A 24,991-nucleotide genomic window follows, 5' to 3' on the forward strand; every position below is an offset into this window, starting at 1 on the left:
ATTACCAAGATCGCCGCCGCCGTCAGGCTGAAGGAATAAAGAAAGCCAAAGAGGAAGGGAAATACAGAGGGCGGCAAGCCGATTCAGAACTACACGAAAAAATCTATCAGCTACGAGTAGTCAACAAGCTGAGTATCAGTGATACCGCCAAACTTACCAATGTTTCAGGTCGTACAGTAATACGGGTTGCTAAGAAGTTGGCAAGTGAGCGCTCAGCGGGGTAAGAAGCTTAGCGTACGTTTTCGTTCCATTGGGCTTCAGACCCCTTAATCAACCGATGACTCATCCCGTTCTCCATGATAATTCTGACGGCTCCATGATCTCGAAAGTACTTACTGAATTTATGATCGATTTAGCTGCAGCGATGGCTCGAGATGATTATGAGACTCGCCGCAAGCGCCAAACTCAGGGAATAGAAAAAGCGAAAGCTCTAGGGAGGTATCAAGGACGTAAACCCGATGAGCAACTAAGATCTAACATCTCTCTTCTTTTGGGAGAGGGAAAGAGTTGGTCACAGATACAGACATTGCTCGGGTGTAGTAGATCTACGATCGCTAAAGTACGAAAAGAAAATCGTGAACTGGTTAGGGCGTGTTGATCTTTCGTGCGTGATTTTTGAACAGCATGGTAAAGAGTTATAATTTGCTTCGCCAAAAGTAAAACCATAATCGATACCATGCCAAGAACAATACTAACTGATATGCGATGGGAACTGCTACTTCAAGTGATGAAAAGTACAGGTCGCATTTACGATAAAACTGAGCATCGAATGACCTTTGAAGGAATACTTTATCGAATGAGAACAGGTATTCCTTGGCGAGATCTACCCTCTGAGTTCGGAGAGTGGAGTACCGTTTACAGACGATTTAATCTTTGGTCAAGGAAAGGGGTTTTAAATTACCTTTTCAAAAGCTTATCTAGCATGGCTGATTTTGAATGGGTCTTTGTCGATGGTTCTATAGTTCGAGCGCATCAACATAGTACACAGGTGCAGCTACTGAAAGCTCAGAGCAAATAGGAAAAAGCCGCGGGGGCAACTCAACCAAAATTCACTTAGCTGTGGATAGTGGTGGCCTGCCGATTTGCTTTGATTTATCAGAAGGCCAACGGCACGATATAGTGCATGCCAAAAGCTTAGTTGAACAACTCGATGAAGTTAATACCATCGTTTGTGATAAAGGATATGACAGCGAACCTTTCCGTACTTTTGTTAAGGAATATGGCGGAGAAACGGTAATTGCTAAACGCAATTACGGGCAAGATATAGACAAAGGCAGTATGGATTGGTGTCTATACAAGTATCGTCACCTGGTTGAAAATGCCTTTGCGAGAATTAAGCATTATCGAGCTATTTCAAGTATATATGACAAGCTAGAAAGGAATTATGTCAGCATGTTATCTCTGGCATTCATGTTAATGTGGCTACCGATGTATTGCTGAATACGAAATGTACAGCAAAGATCAACACGCCCTAGCTTGCAATAAAAACCAACAAATACAGTAACTTAACCAATGTCATGGAACTTTTCGTAGAAATGGGCGCAATACCCCAATTAGGTTGCAGTACGAGTCACGTTAGCCGCCAAGTGACGAAATTAGAGGAACGACTGGGTGTGGCGTTGTTAGCTCGTTCAACACGGATGGTGAGCTTAACTGAGGCCGGTCGAGCGTATTACCAGCAATGCAAAGAGCTAGTGATTGGGCTCCAACAAGCGAACGAACAGCTTACGACACAGCAAACTCAGTTAAGTGGTATGTTGCGCGTTAGTGCCGCTGGCGCATTTTCTGAAAACTATGTCGCTCCTGCTCTGATGGAATTCGCGAAACTGCATCCCAATCTCACCGTAGAAATTAACTTCAACACCCGTATGGTCAATTTTATTGAAGATGGTTTTGACTTTGCCATCCGTTATGGACGGTTGAGTGATTCGGGTTTGGTCGCGAGAAAACTCGTTGATCGACCCATGGCAGCAGCAGCCAGCCAGCACTATATTGATGAACATGGTCTGCCTATTCATCCAGAGCAGCTAAAGCAGCATAGCTGCATCATTGCCAATAAGGATGTCTGGTTGTTTGAAAAGGATGGAAAGCCCTTAGATGGCGTCAAAGTTCAGGGGAGATGGAAAAGCAACAATGTCCACACTGTTTTACAGGCTTGCAGCGAAGGATTAGGCATCGCGTATCTACCCAAAAGTAGTTTTAACGATGCCCTTTCATCCGGTCGATTAGTCCCTATTCTGGAGCCTTATTGGGGAAGTGGTAATAGTAGCTGGATTGTTTATCAGAACCGTCACTTCCTGCCATTGAGAGCAAGGTTAGCGATCGATTATCTTCTAGAGCGCTTTTCAAAATGGCAAGAGTGAGAAACTCGGTACAAATGTGAGCAATCCAATCATCGATTAGATAGTCTCTACATTTAAATGCAAAGTGGATAATTGGTGGGTTTGAGAAGCACGATCAAGTTTAAATCACTGTCTCATCAGTGTCCGCGTGATACCATCAACACGTTCTTTTTCCACCGAGACACACACATGTCATCAGATTACTACGGAACCAGCGCCGGTTATGCGCGCAAAGAAGCGGGCTATCGTGAAAAAGCGCTGAAACTTTATCCTTGGGTATGCGGCCGTTGTGCCCGAGAGTTTGTTTACTCCAATCTTCGTGAACTCACCGTGCACCACAAAGATCACGACCACACTAACAACCCGGAAGATGGCAGCAATTGGGAGCTGCTTTGTCTCTACTGCCACGATCATGAGCACAGTAAATACCTAGAGCACGATCGCTATGGCAGCGAAGTCCAGCCTGGTGAAGATGATCACCAAAGCGCGACCTACAATCCTTTTGCCGATCTGGCGAAGATGATGAAAAAATGACAAGGCGCTCGCCATTACAAGGCAGAATCATCGTTTTTCTTTCTATATGCGGAGGGTGTCATACCTGTGCATTGTTTGAAAATGCTGTTGAACGATGATTTTGATTTGAAACCGCAGTTAAGCGCGATATCCAATAAGGTGAATCGGCGAGTATGCGGATCTTGTAGCTGACGCTTTACTTCATCCACCCTCCATTCATTGATGAATTGAAAAAAATTCTTATTCAATCCATTGTTTAAAAGTGACGATACTTCTCGCCTCGGCATCCCAAGTGAGTGAGAAAGCTGATATATCGTCAGGTCCGGATTTAAGTAGAGCTTTTCCGTTGCCATTAGTACATTGAGCTTTTGCAGATCTTCTGGGGCGTATGTTGGGGCGTTGACATTATCACTACGAGATGAGGTTTGCCTTTCATCTTGTTGCTCCCAACCCAAAGTTTGGTGTAACGGAGGTTGTTCTACTCCAAAGACGCACAACACGATAATAAAGGTTAGATATGAGAGCAGATGAGCGTCCATCGGATCAAGCAACGAGGTATCACCTGACTCATTGATGATATTGAGCAAGACCAAAAAAGCAAACAGTGAGGGAATGACGTAAATCCAAATCAAACTGATCGTCGACCCTTGCTGGGAGAAATAAGTGGATAAATTTCTATTATGTTTGCGAAGTATGCGAATGGTCCAAGCCGAATAGATCATAAAGATGATCAGATTGCATTGACCAAAAAACGCCAACATTCCCTCGACGACATCCGGTTTAGCAGTGATGAAGTTCAGTTTATCCAACAAGCTGGAACTTGACCCAGGTAGAACAACGGCGTCTGGCTGATAGAGCGTGAATAGTGCGTAGAAGAGCAGGAAAGGGATCATGTGAAATACGTACTTGTACGATGGCCAATACTCTTTGCTGATTAGCTGTTGTGTATAGATGAGCATGATTGGGCCATGCAATAAGTTTAATGCTGGATTAAGCCACGGAGCCATTAAGTGTGGACCGTGATCGTTTATCAAATCCAGCATGTGGCTAGTAAATGGAGCGAGTAAGACAAATAACCAGATCGTAATAATCACATATCCACGATGGAATTGAGGTTGCCTCAGCATCTTGAGGACGGTAAATGCCGAGAGAGTCAGTGCAATGACCCCGAGGTTCCATGTCATATTGAATTCTACCACTCTCACTTTTCCTCGTTGACAACAAAGGTTTTTGTTTCGGCAAGCTGTCCGTTATTTCTTCGCGCATATCATATTGGAAAAATATAAAAAGTTCTAAAAATAGCGTCCAAACTTATGTTTTAGGACGATCGAGTTTGGGCTTGAGGGAATACTGTGGCTTATCAACTCAATACTAATTAGGTGATTTAGATGTTAAAGGTTCTTAGTAAAGCAGTGCTTTTAGGATTGATGACTGCGACAGCATTCCCGCTTCTCGCCCAAGACGATTTCCCCAAGTTACCAGATACAGGGCAAACGGGTCATTTTGATACTAACGGAAAACCATTGGCTGCTTCGAGTGACAGTTTGTATTTAGGCCAAGATGCGTCTTATGAAGGCGTGCCCTTGCGATATCAAGACAATGGTGATGGTACAGTGACCGATTTGAATACCGGGTTAATGTGGCAACAAGATCACGACACAACGAGAAGAAACCTAGCTGACTCAGCAGCGGTCGTGGAATCAATGACCCTCGGCGGCTATGATGATTGGCGCCTTCCTACCATAAAAGAACTTTATTCTCTCGCCAACTTCGATGGTGAATTAATGAAGCCCGAGAGCGGTGCAGTTAGCCAACCTTATATCGATACCGAATACTTCGATTTTGAATACGATAAGCGTTTGCCTTTTGCCGGTGCATTTTGGTCTAGCACCGTGTATAACAAAGGGGCAGTACAAAATTTCACCACTCATGGAGGGCTGCAGGGTGGCTTCGGCTTCAATTTTGCCGATGGACATATCAAATCCTATGAAACAGGGTTGTTTTTTGATGGGTCAGAAATTCAGGACTCCGATAATATGTTTGTACCAGGTAACTACGTACGCGCAGTTCGTGGCACAACGACTCTCTATGAAATGGATTACGTTGATAATCAAGATGGTACCGTTACAGATCGCTCGACTGGCTTGATGTGGGCGAAAAGTGACAGTGGCGAAAGGATGAACTGGGTTGACGCACTGGAGTACGCCGAAAACGCCACTTTGGCAGGGTATAGTGATTGGCGTTTACCTAACGCAAAAGAGCTTCAATCTCTGGTTGACTACGAAAAGAAAGATCTACCCGCGATCAACACGACTTATTTTGATGTGACACCAACTCAGTTTGAGTCAAGCAATGATTCGTACTATTTTTGGACGAATACCACTCAAGGTGACTTTAAACACACGGCGGTCTACGTTTCTTTTGCGCAGGCATGGAGTAAGAAAAATTCTGATTCTACTCAATACTACGATTGGCATGGCGCCGGCGCACAACGTAGTGATCCCAAAAGCGGTATACCTGCCGACTATGAGCTTGCTTCTGAGATGGCCACGGATTACATCTCAATTGATAATTGGGTTCGCTTGGTGAGAGACGTGCATTAAGTTAATGTTGACGCCTAACTAAGAATTGAGGGCTGGGATCATCTTGCGTGAATGAAACAGATTGTACACGCTCTACAGCATTTTGATTTCAGTCCTTGCCCCCTAGACTCACAAGACACGCCATTTCCTCGCTGGCTCTCCCTCGCGCTTAGCGAGTTATTCTCTCTGTTCACTATCACAAATCTATATCAGCCCTTTCTAAAATAAAGGCTGATATATCAGCATGATCAATTATTAACTAAAGCATCATCACGGTAATTGTTTACTATACTTTCGTTTAGATATCGTTCTCAAAGGCGAAGTGTTTGTGACCAAATCCATTCTGATTGTTGATGATCAGCCCATTATCCGCACCATGTTAGCGTCCACGCTTAATGCGTTGGGGCGCTTTGATATTCATGAGGCAGGGAATGGGGCGCAAGCGTATGACGTAGTGGCTGGGGCGCACATCGATCTTATCTTTTGTGACATTAATATGCCCGATTCGGATGGACTCTATTTACTGCAAAAGTTGAGTAATGAACGATTTCGCGGCGACATCGTCATCATTAGTGGTGAAGACGATGCGTTGATTCGCTCTACGCGCACGCTCACCGAAAGCTACCATCTGCGTATTTTAGGCGTATCGTCCAAGCCCATCACGGCTGCGATGATTCGCCACTACCTGCATCGTAAACCGGGCTGCGATGTGCACGATCAACCGCTCGAGAGTGAGCCGTTAACGCCGCAAGCGTTGGCAATGCATCTCGATAACAAACATGTAAAAGCGTATTTTCAGCCACAATACTCATTAGACACCATGCAGTTGATGGGCTTTGAAGCCTTGGCGCGAATCGAACCCGATGAGAACACCTTGATTCTGCCCGGCCGCTTTATTTCGACTGCGGAAAACAGCTGTTTGATGATGCGGCTCACCTTGCAAGTGATCAACGCCGCCATGCACGCTTTTTCTCAGTTAGGCAGCGCGTATGACCATCTCACCTTATCACTCAATGTCTCTAGCCAAGTGCTGGAAGATGAGCACTTTCCGCAATGGTTGTCGGACAAAGCGGCAGAGTTTCGCATCAGCAATCATCGCATCGTGTGCGAACTGACCGAAACCTTGATTTCAAACGATCCACAAAGCGTGCATGTGTCGTTACTTCGCTTGCGGATGCTCAATTTTGGCGTCTCTATTGATGATTTTGGTACCGGCTATGCAACCCTCACCCAGCTGCACTCTCTACCCTTTAACGAGCTCAAAATTGACAGGAGCTTTGTGTTTGATGTGCTAGAGAATGAAAAATCACTGGCCGTATGTCAGCGCTGTATTGGCCTCGCCCAAGACTTTGGTCTCAAAGTCGTGGCAGAGGGGATTGAAGACAATAAAACGCTGCAAGCGATACAGCGTTTGGGCTGCGATATCGGTCAAGGGTTTGGTTTAGCTCGCCCTGAACCTAGTGAGCAGGCAGTGGCGAGAGTCAATCGTGGCCAAGTGGGATTATGGACTGAGCACCGCAAACAATAACTCTAATAGCCTAAGGACAGAAAATGAAACTTTCAAAGCAATTGCCAATAGGACTGATGATTGTTGGACTTTTCATGATGTCCGCGACCTATCTAATGCTGAGTAAAAGTGATGGGCTGCTCAAGCAATACACTTCCAACGGCTTAGAGCGGGAAGCTAAGTTCCTGACCTATTTGATTGAGCAAAACTTAATGGAGCGCTATCACGACGCGTCGATTTTTCCTTTAGTGCTGGGTGAGTTGGAAAATGAAGCCGAGCTTAAATATGATGTCACAGATCCGGAATTTTTGGCCTCGCTTAATCGACTTATCAAGAACTATTCAGTCTATCGGCGCATCGGTATCATGGATCTCAATGGAGAAATGATTGCAGAAAATAGCCGCAACCATTTAGGAAAAACGATTTTCAGCAACAATATTTCCAAATCAGAGGTGGTGGAATCCAACTGGTTTAAAGCGATTTCTAGCGCCGAGCACGCCGTCGGGGATGTGTTTTTCTTCGGCCCAACCAAGCGCATCATCGACACCAATGAGCAGCAGTTTGATCTCCTGATCGGCTCGAAAATCTACGACACCCAAGGCACCCTGATTGGCTATTGGCTGAATATCTTGGATTTTACTATTGTTGAGCAGCGTTTTGAGAAAGCCTACCAACTGCTGGCGCAAAAAGGCTTACCTTATGCCGAGCTCACCCTACTGGATGAACAAGGCAACGTGATTGTTGATTACGACCCGCTTGTCCAACAAACCACCACTTATGAGCGCGACTTTTCGGTCCTGGGCCAGCTCAATTTGGTCAATGAGGGGGTCGAAGGAGCAAAACGTGCGATTGCTGGTTTGACGGGGACAGTCATTTCAACTCATGCACGCAAAGGCATCGAGCAGTTCACGGCTTTTGCGCACTTCAGTAGTGAGACCGACGTGCCGGTTCCGAATTGGTCGACCTTGATCCGGGTCGACAAAAATATCGCCTACAACGAATACGCTGAGCTGATGAAACTGGGCAAGTGGATATTCTTTGTCGCGTTGATATTGATTATCTCACTCTGGTATCTCTCCTCGCGCATATTGACGCGCCCTTTGCAAAAGGTGACTCAAGCCATACTGGAAATCGCCAATGGTAACTTGGAGCCAGAGATTGAAAAGCGCCAAGGAAAAGATGAAGTCAGCTCGATCAACAACGCGTTACTGGAACTGAAAGAAAAACTGTATGAGCGGGATGGATTGCTCAGTGAAGTGAGCGAGAAGCAGCAGCTAGTCGAGTTGCAACGCACGGCGATGAACGCGATGGCTTCTGGCATCATGATTGCCGATGCCAGACAAACCTCAATGCCGATCATCTTCGTCAACCAAGCGATTGAATTTCTCACTGGTTACCGAGCAGACGAACTGATCGATCAACATTATCAAGTGCTCTGGGGAGCAGAAACAGAGCGTTCTTCTAAGCAGCGCGTGATGGAAGCGATCGAGCACGGCAAAAGCTGTACCTGTGTGATGATCAATTACCGGAAAAATCTCACTACCTTCATTAATAACCTCAGTGTTGACCCCGTCTTTGATGATGAAGGCAAGGTGACCCACTTTATTCTGGTGCACAACGACATTACGGAAATTAAGAAAGATGACGAGATCGCTAGGCTTGAGCTTGAAAGGCGTATCGAAGAGAGTACCAGAGAATCTCGCGAAGCCGCCAAGCGTTTAAGAACCGTGTTTGATACCGCCATCGATGGTTCGATAGTCATGAATGACAAAGGGATCATTATTGACGTAAACCACTCGTTGGAGTTGATGTTTGGTCGCAAGCAGCACGAAATGATAGGTCAACCTATCGCAGTGCTCCTACCGCAAACCACTTTGAAAGACGACGAAGCGCGCCAATGCTATTTTGACCAAGAGATCCGTCAATTTATCGGTCAACTGCGAACCGTCAAGGCGCAACACAAAAGCGGGGCCATCATCATTGTTGAAATCTCAGTGGGCGAAGCGAGATTGGAAAACGAGAGCTTGTTTGTCGCTGCAATACGCGATATCACCGAGCAGCAAGCGATCAAAGATGAGCAATTAAGCCTGCAAAAACAGCTAAAAGAACGAGAGACCATTTATCGTACCGCTTTCGACCAAGCCGCCGTCGGGATTGCTCGTGTTGCGCTGGATGGAAAAATGCTGGAAGTCAACCAGCGTATCTGTGCCAGTTTAGGGTACTCCGAACAGGAGTTGCTTGAACTGAATGTGGTGGACATTACCTATCATGAAGATCTCTCTTTAAGCAAAGGCTATTTAAAGGACTTGCTAGAAGGCAATTCAGACTTTTATACCCTAGATAAGCGCTATATCCGCAAAGATAGAAGCGTTTTCTGGGCAAATCTCAACATCTCTTTGGTGAGAGATGACGAAGGGCAGCCCAAATATTATATCTCCATTATTGAAGACATCACGGAACGCAAGACCTTTGAACAGGAGCTGCGTGACGCACGCGATCAACGCGAAGAGTTGATTCGCGGAATCAACATCGCGTCAGAAGCGGGTGGGATTTGTAACTGGGCGTACAACATTGAGACGGATGAATTGCGCTGGGATCCGAGTACCTATGATCTTTATGGCGTCGAAGAGGGGCTCCCACTCACCTACGTTGACTGGCGTGACCGCGTGTTGGAAGAGGACATTGATGCGATAGAGAAAGAGATTCAAGACGCGATGCAGTTTGATTTAGCGATCGAGTCGGAATTTCGTTTTCGTCGCAAAGGACAGCGCGATGTACGCTGGGCGAAGGTGGCGGCGGCTATCGTGTATGATGACGACAACAAACCGGTCAAGATGTTTGGTATCAACATCGACATTACCGAGCAGAAACGCATCCTAACCGAGTTAGAAAAAGAGACGCTCGCTGCCCAGCGGGCTAACGAGGCGAAGTCGGCATTTCTTGCGACCATGAGCCATGAAATACGCACCCCGATGAACGGCGTGATCGGCATGATTGAACTGCTGAGACAAACCCCACTCAACGCCGACCAAAAACGCATGGCGACCACAGTGCGTGATTCTTCATTTGCCCTGCTTGATATCATCAACGACATACTCGATTTCTCTAAAATTGAGTCAGGCCAAATCGAAATTGAGTGGACGCCTAATTCGCTGCTTGAAATCATGGAAAAAACCGCTGCGAATCTTTGGGTCAACGCGTCGGACAAAAACGTCGATCTGGTGTTGGAGCCAGACTTGTCTATCCCACAAAGCATTGCTATTGACTCCCTACGCATCCGACAAATTATCCTTAACCTAACGGGCAACGCGATCAAGTTTTCCCACTACGAGGACAAACGAGGATTAGTGAAGTTGGTGAGCCGCTTTGACCACACTCAATCTTTGCTGCACATCGAGGTGAGTGACAACGGCATCGGCATCAGTGAAACCCAATTGCAATCGCTCTTTACTCCCTTCCAGCAAGCGGACACCTCGACCACTCGTAAATATGGCGGGACAGGGCTTGGCCTGAGCATCACCAAATCTTTTGTTGAGTTAATGGGCGGTGAAGTGGCGGTGCGCAGTGAAGTAGGGGTCGGCAGTACGTTCTCGCTCACGATTCCTATTCCCGAGGTGATTGACCGTACGCCAGAATTTAGCAATGTGATGTTGGCGAATCAGCCGATTGTGATTGGCTTAAGTAAAGCGCCGTTCCAAGATGGCTGTGAACACAGCTTAGTGCAGTTAGGCGTAACAGACATGACGGTGCTATCGAGCCCACAAGAGTGGCAACCCGTCACTCGCCGTGAGGGCGACAAAAAGCCTATTTTGATCTGCGATCCGCTCTTTGACGCTCAAATTGACAGCGATGGCGCGCTGCGTTTAATGATCGAAGAAGATCCAATCAAATCAAAAGGGTATGTGAATCCTTATCTGTTCGTGATTGCAGGGCATCCGCTTAAACCGAGTGAGTTGATTCATGGCATTGGCGTGCTTTGCGGTCTGGTGAGTCCGGATTTTCAATGGCCAGAAGAGAGTTTAGAAAGCGCGCATGGCGCGAGTGCGTCGATGCTCACCCAACTTGCCACCGAAGGGGTACGTGTGCTGGTGGCTGAAGATAACAAAACCAACCAGATGGTGATTGGCCGTCAGTTAGACAATCTCGGGATCGCCCATGATATCGCCAATGATGGGGTCGAAGGTCTAGATATGTGGGAAAGCGGTGCTTACGACTTAATTTTGACCGATTGCCATATGCCCAATATGGATGGCTACGAGCTCACGGCTCAGATCAGGCAGCGTGAAGCACAGCGATCTCAAGCACCGATCCCCATTATCGCGATCACCGCTAACGCCTTAGTGGGAGAAGCGGACACCTGCCTCAAAGCGGGCATGAGCGACTACATCTCCAAACCGGTCGAAATTGGTTTATTGAAGAGCAAACTGGCGCATTGGCTGAAACAGATCAGTGCCGCGCAAGCCAGCGCTCCTGATACGCAGGAAGGGGAAACGGAAGAGGGGATGGAAAAGGGTCTGAGACTAGAGACCTTAGTTGAGGTGATTGGGACCGATGACAAAGCGATCATCAGTGAGATCCTCACCATGTATTGGGAAAGTATTCAAACGGAAGTGGCCGATCTTGAGTCGGCCATCTCTGCTTTGAACTATAATAAGATCAAAAGCTTGGCGCACGCCGCGAAAGGCTCTTCGGCTTCAAGTGGCGCGGCTTATGTGAGTGAACTGTTTAAACAGATAGAGCTGAACAATCAAGACGTTGATTTAGCAGCGCACAACATCGAGCAGATTAAGACGGAGCTGACGCAGATAGAGCAGCAATTGAACACCTTGGGCATTCTTTAGTTTCACTGATTTAAGGGCCGAGAAAAGATATGGATAAATCGATTACCGTTGTGGTGTTTTATGAGTCACATGAAATTCGTGACTTAATGGAGGAGGTTCTGCGTGGTCGGGCCAGTGAACTGGTCTTTTCCAATTTAAAAGAGGACCAAAAAGAGTTTATTGAGTTTGCGCGTGGTCAGCACACTGCCTTCATGTTCATCTACGCCTTTGAAGACCCTAAGTTTGCGATTGATTTGTACCAGTTGCTTGATTCACACAGTGCGCTGTCGAACATCATGAAATACCCTCATTTGTCGGTGTTGTTTTGTAATCGAGAGTACCGTGAGCAAGCCTACCAAGAGTGCATGTCGAAGCGCTTTTTTCTCTACGACACGATCAATCCTGTTTATGACATGAACAAGGTGCGTTTGCTGTTGGATCTCACGTCCGAAGCGCTGATGCAGCAGATCAAAGTCAGCGAATTGGAGCAAGAGATAGAGGATTCGCGCCGAGATATGTTCGACGTGTCGCTGCAACTCGATGGTATCGAAGGATCGATCAATGATGAGAAAGGCATTCAGGGTGGTCTTTTGGATGATTTGGCAAGGGATCTCAATGAATTAGGTGAGCGCCATGAAAGCCTAGAAGGCGACGAGACCAGCGGGCGTATGAAGCAGGGCTTAGATGAATTTAAGAACCATAATGAGGTCTACTTCAGTGATCTCGGCGCTCAGGTAAGAAGTGCTAAGCCGAAAACCAAAGAAACAGAGCCTTTGGTGATTGTCGCCGATGATCAGAAAATGATGCTTAAAATCATCACCACGATTTTGCAACCGAAAGGATTTCGGGTGGAAACGGCCTCGAATGGCGCTGAAGCGATTATGAAAGCCAAAGTGTTCCCACCCAGTGCCGTACTACTCGACATTGATATGCCTGTGATGAACGGTGTTGAGACATTAAAAGCGTTTAAACAGCTCGAGCCACTTAAACATGTGCCCATCATTATGCTGACCAGCAATACCGATAAACACAGTTTTGTCGAGTGCCTCAAATTGGGCGCGGTAGATTACATCGTCAAACCGACTAATGCGGAAACCTTGCTCAAAAAGCTGTTGGCGGTGGTATAGCGCCTGAGCCCAACACAGCACATTGTTGCCACAAGCCAAGTTTAGTGTTGTGCACTTTGTTTAGTGGGCTAATTAACAATATTTCGAGCACATAATTTTTATCTTGTGCTGCTCATGTGTGTAAACCTTACTCGTTGTTCTCCTCTCACTGTTAAGTCGCGCACTTGACGCTGGTGTCACGCCATATCTATAACTTTCAGTTATTTGAAGGCATTTATTGTCGCCAAAATGTAGCAATTCTGTGTCGTTTTTACGGATTTCTTCTCACCCGTTTTCGCCTCTCAATCAGGATTGATTCTTTACGTTAATGAAAAATCATTTGAGTTCGAACTAATTTTCAGGCATTTTATATTTAACTGAACGTTCAATAAAAAATAAATGGAGCCGTTTGATGCCGAAAGTTGGGATGCCACAAATTCGAAAACCGCAATTGGTGCAGGCCACCATGACGGTGATTGACCGCGTAGGATTACACGCGGCGAGTATCTCGCTGATCAGCAAAGAAGCGGGTGTGTCGACGGGCATCATCAACCACTATTTCGGCGGTAAACATGGCCTGTTAGAGGAGACGATGCGTGAGATTTTGCGTCAGCTCTCAACCACCATCACCGAGAAACTCAAGGTGTTGCCAAAAGACGCCCACGTTGAACGCATCAACGCCATCATTGATGGCAACTTTGTCGGTTATCAAGCAGAGAATAAGGTGGCCAAAACCTGGCTGGCTTTCTGGTCATACTCAATGCACGACGCTCAGCTCAAACGTCTTCAGCAAGTCAATGAGAAGCGCTTGCTCTCTCATTTGAAGATCGAACTCAAGGCGCTGTTCTCTGCCGAACAGGTGGAGGTGGTCGCGCACGGTATCGCTGCGTTGATCGATGGGATTTGGATTCGCGGGACGCTCAACCCGCAAGGTATAGACGCCGATATGGCGCGCCAAATCATCAACGATTATCTCGATAAACAACTCACGTTTTACTCACAAAAATAATTTAAGTCAGACTTTACATGGATATGAAATCACTATTTATCGACGGTAAAGCCCACCAGGCAACGTCTGGTGAAACATTTACCACCTACAACCCGGCAACGGGTGAACCTTTGGCGACCATAGGTCAAGCCAGCGAAGCCGATCTCGCGCTTGCGATTGAATCGGCGAAGAAAGGCTTTGCTGTTTGGTCAGCGATGAGTGCCATTGAGCGCAGCCGCATTTTGCTCAAAGCGGTGGCGCTGCTGCGTGAGCGCAATGATGAACTCGCCGCACTCGAAGTGTCGGATACGGGTAAACCTTTGCAAGAAGCGCTGGAAGTGGACATCGTCACCGGCGCAGACGTGATCGAATACTTTGCCGGGCTTGCTCCTGCGCTTCAAGGTGAGCAGCAGCCGCTGAGTGAATCACAGTTCTTCTACACACGTCGCGAGCCGCTGGGCATTTGCGCAGGGATTGGCGCGTGGAACTACCCGATTCAGATCGCTATGTGGAAATCCGCACCCGCACTCGCCGCAGGGAATGCGATGATTTTCAAACCGTCGGAAGAGACACCGCTGACCGCGCTGAAACTGGCTGAGATATTCACTGAAGCAGGGCTGCCTGATGGCGTCTTCAACGTCTTGCAAGGGGACCATCGCGTTGGTCAAATGCTGACCGCACATCCTGATATCGCCAAGGTGTCGTTTACTGGTGAGTCGGGTACGGGCAAGAAAGTGATGGCAGACAGTGCGCGTACGCTCAAGCACGTCACCATGGAACTTGGTGGTAAGTCACCGCTGATCATTTTTGATGATGCCAAGCTTGACGATGCGGTGTCGGCAGCGATGGTGGCAAATTTTTATACCCAAGGCGAAGTGTGTACTCACGGCACTCGTGTGTTTGTGCATGAGTCCTTATACCCCGCGTTTATTGAACAACTTAAAGCGCGAACCGAGAAACTGGTGGTTGGCGATCCTATGGATAAGGCGACCCAGATTGGCGCGCTTATTTCTAAAGAGCATCAACAAAAAGTGCTCGCAGCGATTGAAAGTGCCAAGCAGAGCGGCGCGACCTTATTGACTGGCGGTGAGGCGGTGAAAGATGGCGCGCTAGCAAACGGCAATTTCGTTCAGCCAACAGTGTTTATTGATTGCGATGATGACATGCCTCACGTGCAGCAGGAAATCTTTGGCCCTGTCATGTCCGTGCTCACCTTTAGCGATGAAGACGAGGTGATCGCGCGTGCGAACAACACCGACTATGGCTTGGCAGCGGGTGTCTTTACTCAAAACCTGTCTCGAGCGCATCGAGTGATTCATCAGATGCAAGCGGGTATTTGCTGGGTCAACACTTGGGGCGATTCCCCGGCAGAAATGCCAGTGGGCGGCTACAAGCTCTCTGGTCTTGGTCGTGAAAATGGCCCAGAAACCCTGCGCCACTATACCCAAACCAAGAGTATTTTGGTGGAACTTGGCGGCTACGAAAGCCCATACGCGTAACGGGAGGCAGACAATGACAACTCGTTACGACTACATCATTGTGGGCGCTGGTTCAGCGGGCTGTGTACTGGCGGACAGATTGACCGAAAGCGGTGAGCACCAAGTGCTGCTGCTTGAGGCCGGGGGCAGCGATAAGAGCATTTTTATCCAGATGCCAACGGCGCTCTCTTACCCCATGAACAGTGAAAAATACGCATGGCAATTTGAAACGACGCCTGAGCAAGGCTTAGATGGCCGACAACTGCACTGCCCAAGGGGCAAAGTGTTGGGTGGTAGCTCATCCATCAATGGCATGGTGTATGTGCGCGGTCACGCCTGTGACTTTGACCAGTGGCAGGAACACGGCGCCGAGGGTTGGAACTACCAAGCCTGTCTGCCCTATTTCCGCCGAGCGGAATCTTGGCAGGGCGGCGCAGATGCCTACCGAGGCGGCGATGGGCCGCTTGGCACCTGTGGTGGCAACAATATGGAACTCAATCCGCTATACCGCGCCTTTATTGATGCTGGCGTGGAAGCGGGCTATCCCGAAACCGACGATTACAATGGCTATCAGCAAGAAGGTTTTGGTGCGATGGACATGACGGTAGACAAAGGGGTTCGCGCTTCTACGTCTAACGCCTACCTAAAGCGTGCCCGTAAGCGTTCAAACTTGACTCTGATTAAAGGCGTCGTTGCGCGCAAAGTGCTGCTCGATAACGGCCGTGCCATTGGCGTGGAGTATGAAAAGTCGGGTCAGGTTATGCAAGCAATGGCGAGTAAAGAGATCGTCTCAAGTGCCGGTTCCATTGGCTCGGTGCAATTGCTGCAACTGTCCGGCATTGGACCTAAAGCGGTGCTTGAGGCGGCGGGTGTCGAGGTCAAACATGATCTACCGGGTGTGGGTGAAAACCTGCAAGATCACTTAGAGGTCTACTTCCAATATCACTGCACCCAGCCCATTACCCTTAACAGCAAACTTGGCTTAATCAGTAAGGGCATGATCGGCGCTGAGTGGATCCTGACGCGCAAAGGTTTAGGGGCCACCAACCATTTTGAGTCGTGCGCCTTTATTCGTTCACGTGAAGGGTTGAAGTGGCCCAATATTCAATATCACTTTTTGCCTGCAGCGATGCGTTACGACGGACGCGCGGCGTTTGATGGCCACGGTTTTCAAGTGCATGTTGGCCCCAATAAGCCTGAAAGTCGTGGTCGCGTGGCGATCACGTCGGCGAATCCGCACGATAAGCCGCAGATTGAGTTCAACTACATCTCGACTGAGCAAGACAAGCAGGACTGGCGAGATTGCATTCGCCTGACACGAGAAATTCTCAACCAGCCAGCGATGGATGCGTTTCGCGGTGAAGAGATTCAACCCGGCAGCGACGTCACCAGTGATGAGGCGATTGACGAGTGGGTGAAACAGAACGTAGAGAGTGCGTACCACCCGTCGTGCAGCTGCAAAATGGGCGCAGACGATGACCCGATGGCGGTATTGGATGAAAGCTGTCGAGTTCGTGGCGTGGAGAGTTTGCGTGTTGTGGACTCATCCATCTTCCCGACCATTCCTAATGGCAACCTCAACGCGCCCACAATCATGGTGGCTGAGCGTGCAGCGGATATGATTCTGGGCAAGCCTCTGCTTGAGCCAGACAACCAACCTGTGTGGGTTGCACCGAAATGGCAAGAAAAACAGCGAATTCATGCGCCCAAACGTGCGCACATCATTAAGTAAAGCGAAGGAAAGACTCGCAAAAAGCGAGCACGGACCGGCACGTTGCGGCCGGTCAACATAATAAGCAGTTAGTAAAAACAGAAAGTTAGTAAAAAGGAAATCAACATGTCTATGATGACGAAAACCTTCTCAACACTCGCCCTGTCGAGTTTAGCGATCAATGCGTATGCCAATCAGTGTGAAACCGTGCGTTTCGCCGATGTCGGTTGGACGGACATTACCGCGACCACCGCAGTCACGTCTGAAGTACTGAAAGGTCTGGGTTACCAAACTAAGACGGATCTGCTCTCTGTACCCGTCACTTACTCATCGATGGCAAACGGTGATATCGATATCTTCCTTGGCAACTGGATGCCAACGATGGAGGGAGATATCGCTAAATACCGTGAGGCTGGCACAGTGGAAACCGTACGTGCCAACCTAGAGGGTGCGAAGTACACGCTAGCAGTACCGAAATACGTCTATGAAGCGGGGGTTAAAGACTTCGCTGATATCGCGAAAAACGCCGACAAATTCCGCGACCGCATTTATGGCATTGAGCCAGGAAATGACGGCAACCGCCTAATCCAATCCATGATAGATAGCGATGCATTTGGCCTGAAATCGTTCAGCCTGGTTGAATCCAGCGAGGCCGGCATGGTGTCTCAAGTGGCACGCGCTGTACGCCGCAATCAGTGGATTGTCTACCTTGGTTGGGCACCGCACCCAATGAACAGCAATATTGAGATGGAATACCTCGCGGGCGGCGATGACTTCTTTGGCCCGAACTACGGCGGTGCGAACGTGTACACCAACGTGCGAGCGAACTACTTGTCTGAATGTGGCAACGTTGGCCAACTACTGAAAAACCTTGAGTTTAGCCTTGAGATGGAAAACCAGTTGATGGAAGCCATCTTGAATCAAAATGTTAAACCTTCAATTGCAGCTCAGCAGTGGTTGAAAGCCAACCCAGAGCAAGTTGAAAAGTGGCTAGAAGGCGTGAAGACCATCGACGGTAAAGACGCGGCTTCAGCGGTGAAAAACTACATTGATTCAAAAGCGTAATTCAAATGGGTGGGCACTGCCCACCCGCAACATCAAGGTTATATTGTGAATTTTATTACTGACAACAAAATCCCATTGGGTGAGTGGATGGAAGCAGGGGTTGATTGGCTAACATTTAACGCTGCTGGGCTGTTTGATGCGATTTCTCTCTTTCTTGAAACCATTATTCTGTTTGTTGTAGACATTTTTAAATGGATGCCACCTGCGATGCCGATCTTAATGACGGCGGCCATTGCTTGGTATCTGCATCGTAGTCTTCCGCTGGTGTTATTCATTATTGGCGCGTTGCTGACGATTCTCAATCTTGGCTACTGGCAAGAGATGCTAGAAACCTTTGTTTTAGTCTTTGCTGCGACAACGATTTCTGTATTAATTGGCGTGCCTCTGGGCATTATGGCGGCGCACCGTCGTTGGCTCTACACCCTGCTCAGACCGATTCTCGACTTAATGCAAACCGTACCCACGTTTGTTTATTTGATCCCCACGCTGGTTCTGTTTGGTTTGGGTATTGTCCCGGGGCTGATTTCAACCATCATCTTCGCCATTGCCGCGCCGATTCGTTTGACTTACCTCGGCATCACTAAAGTACCGGAAGAGCTGGTCGAAGCCGGTAAAGCGTTTGGTGCCACGCGCATGAAACTGCTGTTTAAAGTGGAACTGCCTGCGGCCATGCCAAGCATTATGGCGGGCGTGACACAGTGCATTATGTTGTCTTTGTCGATGGTGGTGATTGCCGCGCTGGTTGGGGCAGACGGTTTAGGGAAACCTGTAGTGCGTGCGCTTAATACGGTGAACATCTCGCAAGGTTTTGAAGCCGGTCTTGCCATCGTATTGGTCGCTATCATCCTTGATCGACTGTGTAAATCACCGAACCAGAAGGAAGCCTAATCATGAAAGCGATTACGATTAACAATCTTGATGTGGTGTTTGGTGACAAACCACAACTGGCCCTTGATTTACTCGACAAAGGACTATCACGCCAAGAGATCATTGACCAAACCTCGCAAGTGGTGGGGGTCGATAATGTCTCTTTGTCGGTCGATGAAGGCGAAATTTGTGTCTTGATGGGCCTCTCTGGCTCGGGCAAATCCAGCCTGCTTCGCGCGGTCAATGGGCTTAATACGATCTCTCGTGGCTCATTGACCATCAAAGATGGTGATTCACAAGTGGATCTCGCTAACTGTGATGAACAGACACTGCGCCATTTGCGTACGCATCGTGTCTCTATGGTGTTTCAAAAGTTCGCCCTGATGCCTTGGCTCACCGTATTGGACAACGTCGCCTTTGGTCTTGAGTTGCAAGGGCAAGGAAAAGCTGAGCGAAGAGCCAAAGCGCGCGAGCAGCTCGAGATGGTGGGCTTAGCCGAGTGGGAAGATAAGTTCCCGCATGAGCTCTCAGGGGGGATGCAGCAACGTGTCGGTCTTGCGCGCGCCTTTGCGATGGACAGTGATATTTTACTGATGGATGAGCCGTTTTCCGCGCTTGATCCGCTCATCCGTGCTCAGTTGCAAGATGAACTGATTTTGTTGCAGAAGAAACTGAATAAAACCATCTTGTTTGTCAGTCACGATCTCGATGAAGCACTTAAAATCGGCAACAACATTGCGATTATGGAGTCAGGCAAGCTGATCCAGCACGGTAAACCAGAAGCAATCATTCTGACGCCAGAGAACGACTACGTACGAGATTTTGTTGCGCACACCAATCCTCTTAATGTATTGAAAGGGCGCTCCTTGATGCAGCCGGTGGAAGAGTTGAAGCACAACGCCAACCAATGGCAAGTGTGCGGCAGTGACGCGCTGTGGGTGAGTCAACAAGGCGAGCGCCTTGAACTTGCGCCTGACTCCTCGCTCTCTTTGCTGTATTGGGATGCCAGCAAGGGTGATTTCGACTCCGTGAATGCCTCGACCGTGGTGGTCACCAGCCCTGACATTGGGATGCGAGAAGCGATTGAACTGAAACAACGCAGCGGGCAGCCTATCTTATTGATGGAAGAAGGGCGCTTAGTGGGCGTGCTGAACGACAGTGAGTTTTATGACGCGTTGCTAGGCAATTACAACGCGCCGAAAGCGGCGTAGTTAACCTCTTGCATCGTTAGCGTTCATCTCAATCTGAACGACATCAAAAAGGGCTGACGCATTGTCAGCCCTTTTCGGTTTAGTGTTTACGGCCAGTGCCGCTTCTGACTAACTCTTGACCATTTTGGAACACATCTTCCGTGACCCAGCGGCCCAGAATCAATTGATGGTTGTCATCGAGCACTGCGACAAATCGGCGACCGTCTGCGTTGCTGGTCGCAAGGGCGATACCGGCGACACCCTGTAGGCCAAGCGTGCCGTTTTCAACGGCGATCAAAAAGGCTTCAAGTTCTTCTAGGCTGGCGATAATTGTGTCGTCATTAATCATATTGGTTATCTCTTGGTCTATCTTGTTGACATCTGTGCGGCATTACACGCATAGCCGCCACTCTATCACTGCCGCTTAGGCTGTGACAAACAAATCACCCTCTTGGCCAACATACAGGATACCTTTTAGGCATTCATCACTGAGGCTGATACACTGAAGGTGAATATGGATTTCAGGAACCTTCAGATGCAAAGCGCGCCCATTCTCTATTATGTTTACGATCCGATGTGCTCATGGTGTTGGGGCTATCAACCCGTATGGCAGCAAGTCAAACAGCAACTCTCAGGTACGGTTAGCGTGCAGTACGTGGTTGGCGGTTTAGCACCAGACAGTGATGAGCCGATGCCAATGGCGATGCGAGAGCAAATTGCCTCTTACTGGCGCAAAATTGAAAACTTGCTCGGCACGCCATTTAACTACGATTTTTGGACCAGCAACACGCCAAGGCGCTCAACGTACCCTGCATGTCGCGCTGCCATGGCGGCGCGCAAGCAAGACGCCGAATTGGTGATGATCAACGCGATTCAACGCGCCTATTATCTTGAGGCGAAAAATCCCAGTGATGATGAGGTGTTACTTGCACTCGCCAGCCAGGCTGGGCTGGATATGACGCGCTTTGAAGAGGACTATCGCAGTGTGCAGCTCAACCAGTCTTTGCTGGATGAGATTCGTTTTTCTCGCCAGATTGGCGCGAATGGGTTCCCTTCTTTGGTGTTACGCATTGAGGATAACGTTTATCCCATAGCCGTGGATTATCGCGATGCACACAATACAGTTACCCTCGTGCGCTCCGTGTTGGAGGCGCAATCATGATTCGTATTGAGACGCTCAGCGAACGGACCATTGAGGGCGTAAGAGGGGTCACGCTACCTCAAGCGCAAGTGAAGTTTGCGGGGACCGCCGAGGAATTTCTCTCCGATCATTGCTCAACCACGCATCGGCATGTGATTTTAGCCGGCGATAACGTAGTTGGCTTTTTCAAACTCGATATCGCCTATCGTCGCCGCTACGACTTTTGTCCCGATCACGCAATGGGGCTCAGAGCGTTTGCCATCGACGCCGCTCATCAAGGTAAAGGGTATGGCAAAGCAGCGATTCGCGCATTGATGCCGTATCTCGTCGCCAACTATCCGCAGTTTGAGACGATTTACCTCACGGTGAACTGCAAAAATCCCGGCGCGCAAGCCTGCTATCTCAAAAGCGGCTTTGTCGATACTGGCAAGATCTATTTAGGTGGTTCTGCCGGCCCTCAACACATCATGAGAGCGACCATTCATGCTTAAGTCGTTGGTATAAAAAGGGATAAGTACCAGAAAAAAACGGCTCGACCGTGCCTGAATTTCTCTAGACAGGGTCGAGCCGTTTGAGTGGCGGCGCAGGGCTTAGACGAGTTTGGTCTTCGTCACTTCTTTAATCGCCGACAGAATCAAGGTAGGCAGAGAGGCGGCCATGATGACGCCAAATAGGTGACCACCTTGCAAGGCTTCAGTGCTGAAGATCAGCTGACCAATACCGGTGTAGATGACACTAAGCGACAGCGTGGCTGAGATAGCAACGGCGCCAAGCAGCGACTTGTTGGTCAGTGGGTTCTTGCGGAACAAGGTGGTGAATGAGCGCGAGTCAAATAGGTGCCACAGCTGAGCAAACACCAGCATCGCAAAGGCCATGGTCTGTGCGTAGTTTGCACTAAACCCATTGTCTAGCGCCCAGTTAAACGCTAAGTAGCTCATTGCGCCAAGGGCCAAGCCACGGGTGACAATGCGAGTGCCTAAGTGGTCGCTGAAGAAGCTCTCGTTACGCTTGCGAGGTTTGCGTTCCATTAAATCTTTTTCTTCTGGATCAACCCCCAGAGCCAGTGCTGGTAGGCCATCTGAGACCAAGTTAATCCACAAGATCATCAGTGGTGTGAGCGGCAAAATCGCCTCTGGTCCCATCATCAGAAAAGCAAATAGGATCACCGATACTTCACCGACGTTCGCCGTTAGCGCCTGGCGAATGAACTTGCGTAGGTTATCGAAGATTTGGCGACCTTGACGCACCGCTTTCACTATGGTGCTGAAGTTGTCATCCAGCAGAATCAAATCACCGGAATCTTTGGCGACCGAGGTGCCTGTGATTCCCATCGCAACACCGATGTCAGCACGGCGCAAGGCTGGGGCGTCATTGACCCCATCACCTGTCATCGCGGCGACTTCATTGTTGAACTGCTGAGCTTGAACGATGCGCAGTTTGTGCTCAGGCGTCACGCGAGCAAACACGGCCACTTGTGGGCAGATACGGCGCAATTCGTCATCGTCCATCACATCGAGCTCGGCGCCGGTGACGACGCGGTCTTTCTCGCTGCGAATAATGCCGATCTCACGTGCAATGGCGGCGGCGGTCAATGCGTGGTCGCCGGTGATCATCACGGTGCGAACGCCTGCATCGAAGCAGCTGTCTACCGCAGCGCGCACTTCAGGGCGAGGTGGATCCATGATGCCGTAAAGACCTAGCAGAATGACCTCTTGCTCAAGCTCGTTGTGATCGCGTTTGAGATCGTCATCGCTTAACTCTTTGTAACCGACCGCCAACGTGCGCAGTGCTTGATGGGCAAAATCTTGAATCGCCGCCTCATAGTTGGCCACGATGCAATCCGCAGCATCAGTCTTTAGGGCACAGTTACCAACTGTCGCACTCACTGGCAGCTTAGACACATATTGACCATCCACCATAAAACCAGCGGAGTGGTTCAACACTACATCGGGTGCGCCTTTAATGGCGAGGAAGTGCTTACCTTCAGGGCTTCGAACAATCACAGACGCCATTTTGCGCGCTGAATCAAACGGGAACTTTTCAACAATAGAGTAACCGCCCGTGCTCAGCATTTCAGATTGCTCTAGGCCCGCTTTGGCGGCCGCGACGATCAAGGCGCCTTCGGTTGGGTTACCGCGCACTTTAGACTGGTCACCATCCTTGAGGTATTCGGCGTCGTTACACAGGGTCGCGACGACTAAGCCTTTCATCATTTCCGGGCTTTGCTTGGCATCAATATGGTGACCGAGTGGTTTGAATTCACCTTCAGGGCTGAAGCCTTTACCACTCACTTCCCAATAGCGGCCGCTCACATCGTAAGCTTTCATTACCTGCATTTGGTTTTGAGTCAGCGTGCCGGTTTTGTCTGAACAGATGACGGTAGTCGAGCCCAGCGTTTCAATCGCAGAGAGCTGTTTAGCCAGTGCGTTGTTCTTCACCATTTGCGTGGAGCCCATGGTCAATACAATCGAGATAACCGTTGGCAGACCTTCTGGAATTGCTGCGACCGAGAGCGAAATACCCGTGTTAAGAATTTCAAGCCACGGCATACCGTGATAGAGACCAATACCACACACCACAGCCACGACGGCGAGCGCCGCGACCATCAAGATTTTTGCGATGGTATCCATGCGCTCTTGCATTGGGGTTTTGGTCTCTTCGGTGTTCGCCATCATATCGGCAATGTGGCCCACTTCGGTTTTCATACCCGTGTTGACCACAATACCTAAGCCATTACCTGACGTGACGATGGTGGTCATAAAGCCCATATTGCGCTGATCGCCAAGACCAACGGTGGCATCATCGATCACCTCGACTTTCTTATCGACAGGTTCCGATTCACCGGTGAGCGCCGCTTCATCAATCGACAAGCGGTTGGCTTCGATAATGCGTACATCGGCGGCAAGAATGTCACCGGTGCTGATTTTTAGGATATCTCCCGGCACGATTTCTTTGGCCGGAATATCCATCCACTGGCCGTCACGTTTCACTTGTGCGGTAGGCGCCGCCATCTCGCGCAGGGCTTCCATCCCTTTTTGCGCTTTGAACTCTTGCCAAAACGCGATGATGGCATTGATGAAGATGATCACCGTGATCGCAATGGCATCGACGAGGTGTCCGGTAAAAAAGGACACGATCGCGCCAATACCGAGGATAAAGATTAGAGGGTTTTTGAACTGGTGAAGGAAAAGTTCTAGCGCGGATTTTCCGGCTTGCTCTTGCAGTTCATTTTTACCGTATTGTGATTGTCGGTTCGCGACGTCTTGCGCTGTTAAGCCTTGCTCAATGGAGGTTTCAAGCACCTCTTTTGTAGCGTCAACCGACTCAGTAAACCACTTTTTAGTCATCGTTTGCTCCGTTTGGATTCAGTCGATATCAGTAAAATCACCAACTGATAGAAAAAATCGCTGAATCTGAAAATCAAGATCTCTGCAAAAGCGTGTTCCTTGGGGGAAGGGTAAAGTCATATTGAATGACAATTAACTCGTGCAGAGATAAATAACCTACTAAAAAGTGGATGGGCTTGTAATTATCTTTCAAAAGACGAAAAGGCAGAGTAGAGCACTTCTATGATGCAGGTCAGGTAAAGTGAGAACGGCTGAGGGAAAGTCGCAGTTTAGTGTAAGCAAGTATAAATAAGACATGAGTTTAACGGAAATTTGGCTTCCAAATTTCCGAATT

General features: G+C 48.8%; 19 protein-coding genes and 1 pseudogene. 17 read left to right on the forward strand and 3 right to left on the reverse strand.

Annotated elements, in window-relative coordinates:
• The 5 genes and pseudogenes from AC6R0L_RS17250 to AC6R0L_RS17270 form a co-directional block, all read left to right on the forward strand.
• Positions 1-224: pseudogene (locus AC6R0L_RS17250) on the forward strand (recombinase family protein); the annotation flags it as partial.
• A gap of 140 nt (positions 225-364) precedes the next feature.
• On the forward strand, positions 365-598 hold the full coding sequence (locus tag AC6R0L_RS17255) for a helix-turn-helix domain-containing protein (RefSeq protein ID WP_500630005.1): 234 nt from the start codon (positions 365-367) through the stop codon (positions 596-598).
• 78 nt (positions 599-676) lie between these two features.
• Positions 677-1,440, forward strand: a protein-coding gene (locus AC6R0L_RS17260) for an IS5 family transposase (RefSeq protein ID WP_500629939.1) whose coding sequence is annotated in 2 segments (ribosomal slippage) — positions 677-982 and positions 985-1,440 — 762 coding nt in all. Because the reading frame shifts where the segments join, the coding sequence is not laid out codon by codon here.
• A gap of 77 nt (positions 1,441-1,517) precedes the next feature.
• Positions 1,518-2,363 carry a LysR family transcriptional regulator gene (locus AC6R0L_RS17265; RefSeq protein ID WP_500629940.1) on the forward strand — a complete coding sequence of 282 codons (846 nt, stop codon included), beginning with the start codon at positions 1,518-1,520 and terminating at the stop codon, positions 2,361-2,363.
• A 168-nt stretch (positions 2,364-2,531) separates the two neighbouring features.
• Complete coding sequence (locus AC6R0L_RS17270) at positions 2,532-2,876, forward strand: YajD family HNH nuclease (RefSeq protein WP_500629941.1); 345 nt, start codon at positions 2,532-2,534, stop codon at positions 2,874-2,876.
• A 14-nt stretch (positions 2,877-2,890) separates the two neighbouring features.
• Here the strand turns inward: AC6R0L_RS17270 and AC6R0L_RS17275 are convergent, their stop codons facing one another.
• Positions 2,891-4,054: a helix-turn-helix transcriptional regulator gene (locus AC6R0L_RS17275; protein WP_500629942.1), complete on the reverse strand. Its 1,164-nt coding sequence runs from the start codon at positions 4,052-4,054 to the stop codon at positions 2,891-2,893.
• A 189-nt stretch (positions 4,055-4,243) separates the two neighbouring features.
• Here AC6R0L_RS17275 and AC6R0L_RS17280 point away from each other — a divergent pair, with 189 nt between their 5' ends.
• The 10 genes from AC6R0L_RS17280 to choV all read left to right on the forward strand — a co-directional run bounded on the left by AC6R0L_RS17280 (position 4,244) and on the right by choV (position 20,190).
• Positions 4,244-5,458 (forward strand): Lcl C-terminal domain-containing protein, encoded by a 1,215-nt coding sequence (locus AC6R0L_RS17280; RefSeq protein WP_500629943.1) that lies wholly within the window; start codon positions 4,244-4,246, stop codon positions 5,456-5,458.
• A gap of 307 nt (positions 5,459-5,765) precedes the next feature.
• Positions 5,766-6,965 carry an EAL domain-containing response regulator gene (locus AC6R0L_RS17285; protein ID WP_500625516.1) on the forward strand — a complete coding sequence of 400 codons (1,200 nt, stop codon included), beginning with the start codon at positions 5,766-5,768 and terminating at the stop codon, positions 6,963-6,965.
• A gap of 23 nt (positions 6,966-6,988) precedes the next feature.
• Positions 6,989-11,785 (forward strand): PAS domain S-box protein, encoded by a 4,797-nt coding sequence (locus AC6R0L_RS17290; protein ID WP_500629944.1) that lies wholly within the window; start codon positions 6,989-6,991, stop codon positions 11,783-11,785.
• Positions 11,786-11,814: 29 nt separating this feature from the next.
• A complete protein-coding gene (locus AC6R0L_RS17295; protein WP_500629945.1) occupies positions 11,815-12,891 on the forward strand; it encodes a response regulator in 1,077 nt (358 codons plus the stop codon).
• A gap of 391 nt (positions 12,892-13,282) precedes the next feature.
• Positions 13,283-13,879, forward strand: coding sequence for a transcriptional regulator BetI (gene betI / locus AC6R0L_RS17300; protein ID WP_487903301.1), 597 nt, complete (start codon positions 13,283-13,285; stop codon positions 13,877-13,879).
• A 17-nt stretch (positions 13,880-13,896) separates the two neighbouring features.
• Positions 13,897-15,357, forward strand: coding sequence for a betaine-aldehyde dehydrogenase (gene betB / locus AC6R0L_RS17305; RefSeq protein WP_500629946.1), 1,461 nt, complete (start codon positions 13,897-13,899; stop codon positions 15,355-15,357).
• A gap of 13 nt (positions 15,358-15,370) precedes the next feature.
• Positions 15,371-17,068 carry a choline dehydrogenase gene (gene betA, locus AC6R0L_RS17310; protein ID WP_500629947.1) on the forward strand — a complete coding sequence of 566 codons (1,698 nt, stop codon included), beginning with the start codon at positions 15,371-15,373 and terminating at the stop codon, positions 17,066-17,068.
• Between the two features lie 105 nt (positions 17,069-17,173).
• Complete coding sequence (locus AC6R0L_RS17315) at positions 17,174-18,112, forward strand: choline ABC transporter substrate-binding protein (protein WP_334568207.1); 939 nt, start codon at positions 17,174-17,176, stop codon at positions 18,110-18,112.
• 45 nt (positions 18,113-18,157) lie between these two features.
• Positions 18,158-19,000: a choline ABC transporter permease subunit gene (gene choW / locus AC6R0L_RS17320; RefSeq protein WP_334553378.1), complete on the forward strand. Its 843-nt coding sequence runs from the start codon at positions 18,158-18,160 to the stop codon at positions 18,998-19,000.
• 2 nt (positions 19,001-19,002) lie between these two features.
• Positions 19,003-20,190, forward strand: coding sequence for a choline ABC transporter ATP-binding protein (choV, locus tag AC6R0L_RS17325; RefSeq protein WP_500629948.1), 1,188 nt, complete (start codon positions 19,003-19,005; stop codon positions 20,188-20,190).
• Positions 20,191-20,269: 79 nt separating this feature from the next.
• Here the strand turns inward: choV and AC6R0L_RS17330 are convergent, their stop codons facing one another.
• Positions 20,270-20,518, reverse strand: a complete 249-nt coding sequence (locus AC6R0L_RS17330; RefSeq protein WP_334553381.1) for a hypothetical protein — start codon at positions 20,516-20,518, stop codon at positions 20,270-20,272.
• A gap of 186 nt (positions 20,519-20,704) precedes the next feature.
• Between AC6R0L_RS17330 and AC6R0L_RS17335 the strand changes: the two genes are divergently transcribed.
• Together AC6R0L_RS17335 and AC6R0L_RS17340 are read left to right on the forward strand one after the other, a co-directional pair.
• Positions 20,705-21,331, forward strand: coding sequence for a DsbA family protein (locus AC6R0L_RS17335; RefSeq protein ID WP_500629949.1), 627 nt, complete (start codon positions 20,705-20,707; stop codon positions 21,329-21,331).
• A complete protein-coding gene (locus tag AC6R0L_RS17340) occupies positions 21,328-21,801 on the forward strand; it encodes a GNAT family N-acetyltransferase (protein WP_487903307.1) in 474 nt (157 codons plus the stop codon). The genes AC6R0L_RS17335 and AC6R0L_RS17340 overlap by 4 nt, the downstream gene beginning before the upstream one ends.
• Positions 21,802-21,900: 99 nt before the next feature.
• Here the strand turns inward: AC6R0L_RS17340 and AC6R0L_RS17345 are convergent, their stop codons facing one another.
• A complete protein-coding gene (locus tag AC6R0L_RS17345; protein ID WP_500629950.1) occupies positions 21,901-24,657 on the reverse strand; it encodes a cation-translocating P-type ATPase in 2,757 nt (918 codons plus the stop codon).
• Positions 24,658-24,991 lie beyond the last annotated feature (334 nt).

It is taken from the genome of Vibrio sp. R15-SG3-ISO1A, assembly GCF_059833955.1.

Bases quoted from the DNA above. Each gene is read 5' to 3' on its own strand.
- AC6R0L_RS17255 (WP_500630005.1), top strand. From the start codon at position 365: ATGGCTCGAGATGATTATGAGACTCGCCGCAAGCGCCAAACTCAGGGA.
- AC6R0L_RS17265 (WP_500629940.1), top strand. From the start codon at position 1,518: ATGGAACTTTTCGTAGAAATGGGCGCAATACCCCAATTAGGTTGCAGT.
- AC6R0L_RS17270 (WP_500629941.1), top strand. From the start codon at position 2,532: ATGTCATCAGATTACTACGGAACCAGCGCCGGTTATGCGCGCAAAGAA.
- AC6R0L_RS17280 (WP_500629943.1), top strand. From the start codon at position 4,244: ATGTTAAAGGTTCTTAGTAAAGCAGTGCTTTTAGGATTGATGACTGCG.
- AC6R0L_RS17290 (WP_500629944.1), top strand. From the start codon at position 6,989: ATGAAACTTTCAAAGCAATTGCCAATAGGACTGATGATTGTTGGACTT.
- AC6R0L_RS17295 (WP_500629945.1), top strand. From the start codon at position 11,815: ATGGATAAATCGATTACCGTTGTGGTGTTTTATGAGTCACATGAAATT.
- betI (WP_487903301.1), top strand. From the start codon at position 13,283: ATGCCGAAAGTTGGGATGCCACAAATTCGAAAACCGCAATTGGTGCAG.
- betB (WP_500629946.1), top strand. From the start codon at position 13,897: ATGGATATGAAATCACTATTTATCGACGGTAAAGCCCACCAGGCAACG.
- betA (WP_500629947.1), top strand. From the start codon at position 15,371: ATGACAACTCGTTACGACTACATCATTGTGGGCGCTGGTTCAGCGGGC.
- AC6R0L_RS17315 (WP_334568207.1), top strand. From the start codon at position 17,174: ATGTCTATGATGACGAAAACCTTCTCAACACTCGCCCTGTCGAGTTTA.
- choV (WP_500629948.1), top strand. From the start codon at position 19,003: ATGAAAGCGATTACGATTAACAATCTTGATGTGGTGTTTGGTGACAAA.
- AC6R0L_RS17330 (WP_334553381.1), bottom strand. From the start codon at position 20,518: ATGATTAATGACGACACAATTATCGCCAGCCTAGAAGAACTTGAAGCC.
- AC6R0L_RS17335 (WP_500629949.1), top strand. From the start codon at position 20,705: ATGCAAAGCGCGCCCATTCTCTATTATGTTTACGATCCGATGTGCTCA.
- AC6R0L_RS17340 (WP_487903307.1), top strand. From the start codon at position 21,328: ATGATTCGTATTGAGACGCTCAGCGAACGGACCATTGAGGGCGTAAGA.
- AC6R0L_RS17345 (WP_500629950.1), bottom strand. From the start codon at position 24,657: ATGACTAAAAAGTGGTTTACTGAGTCGGTTGACGCTACAAAAGAGGTG.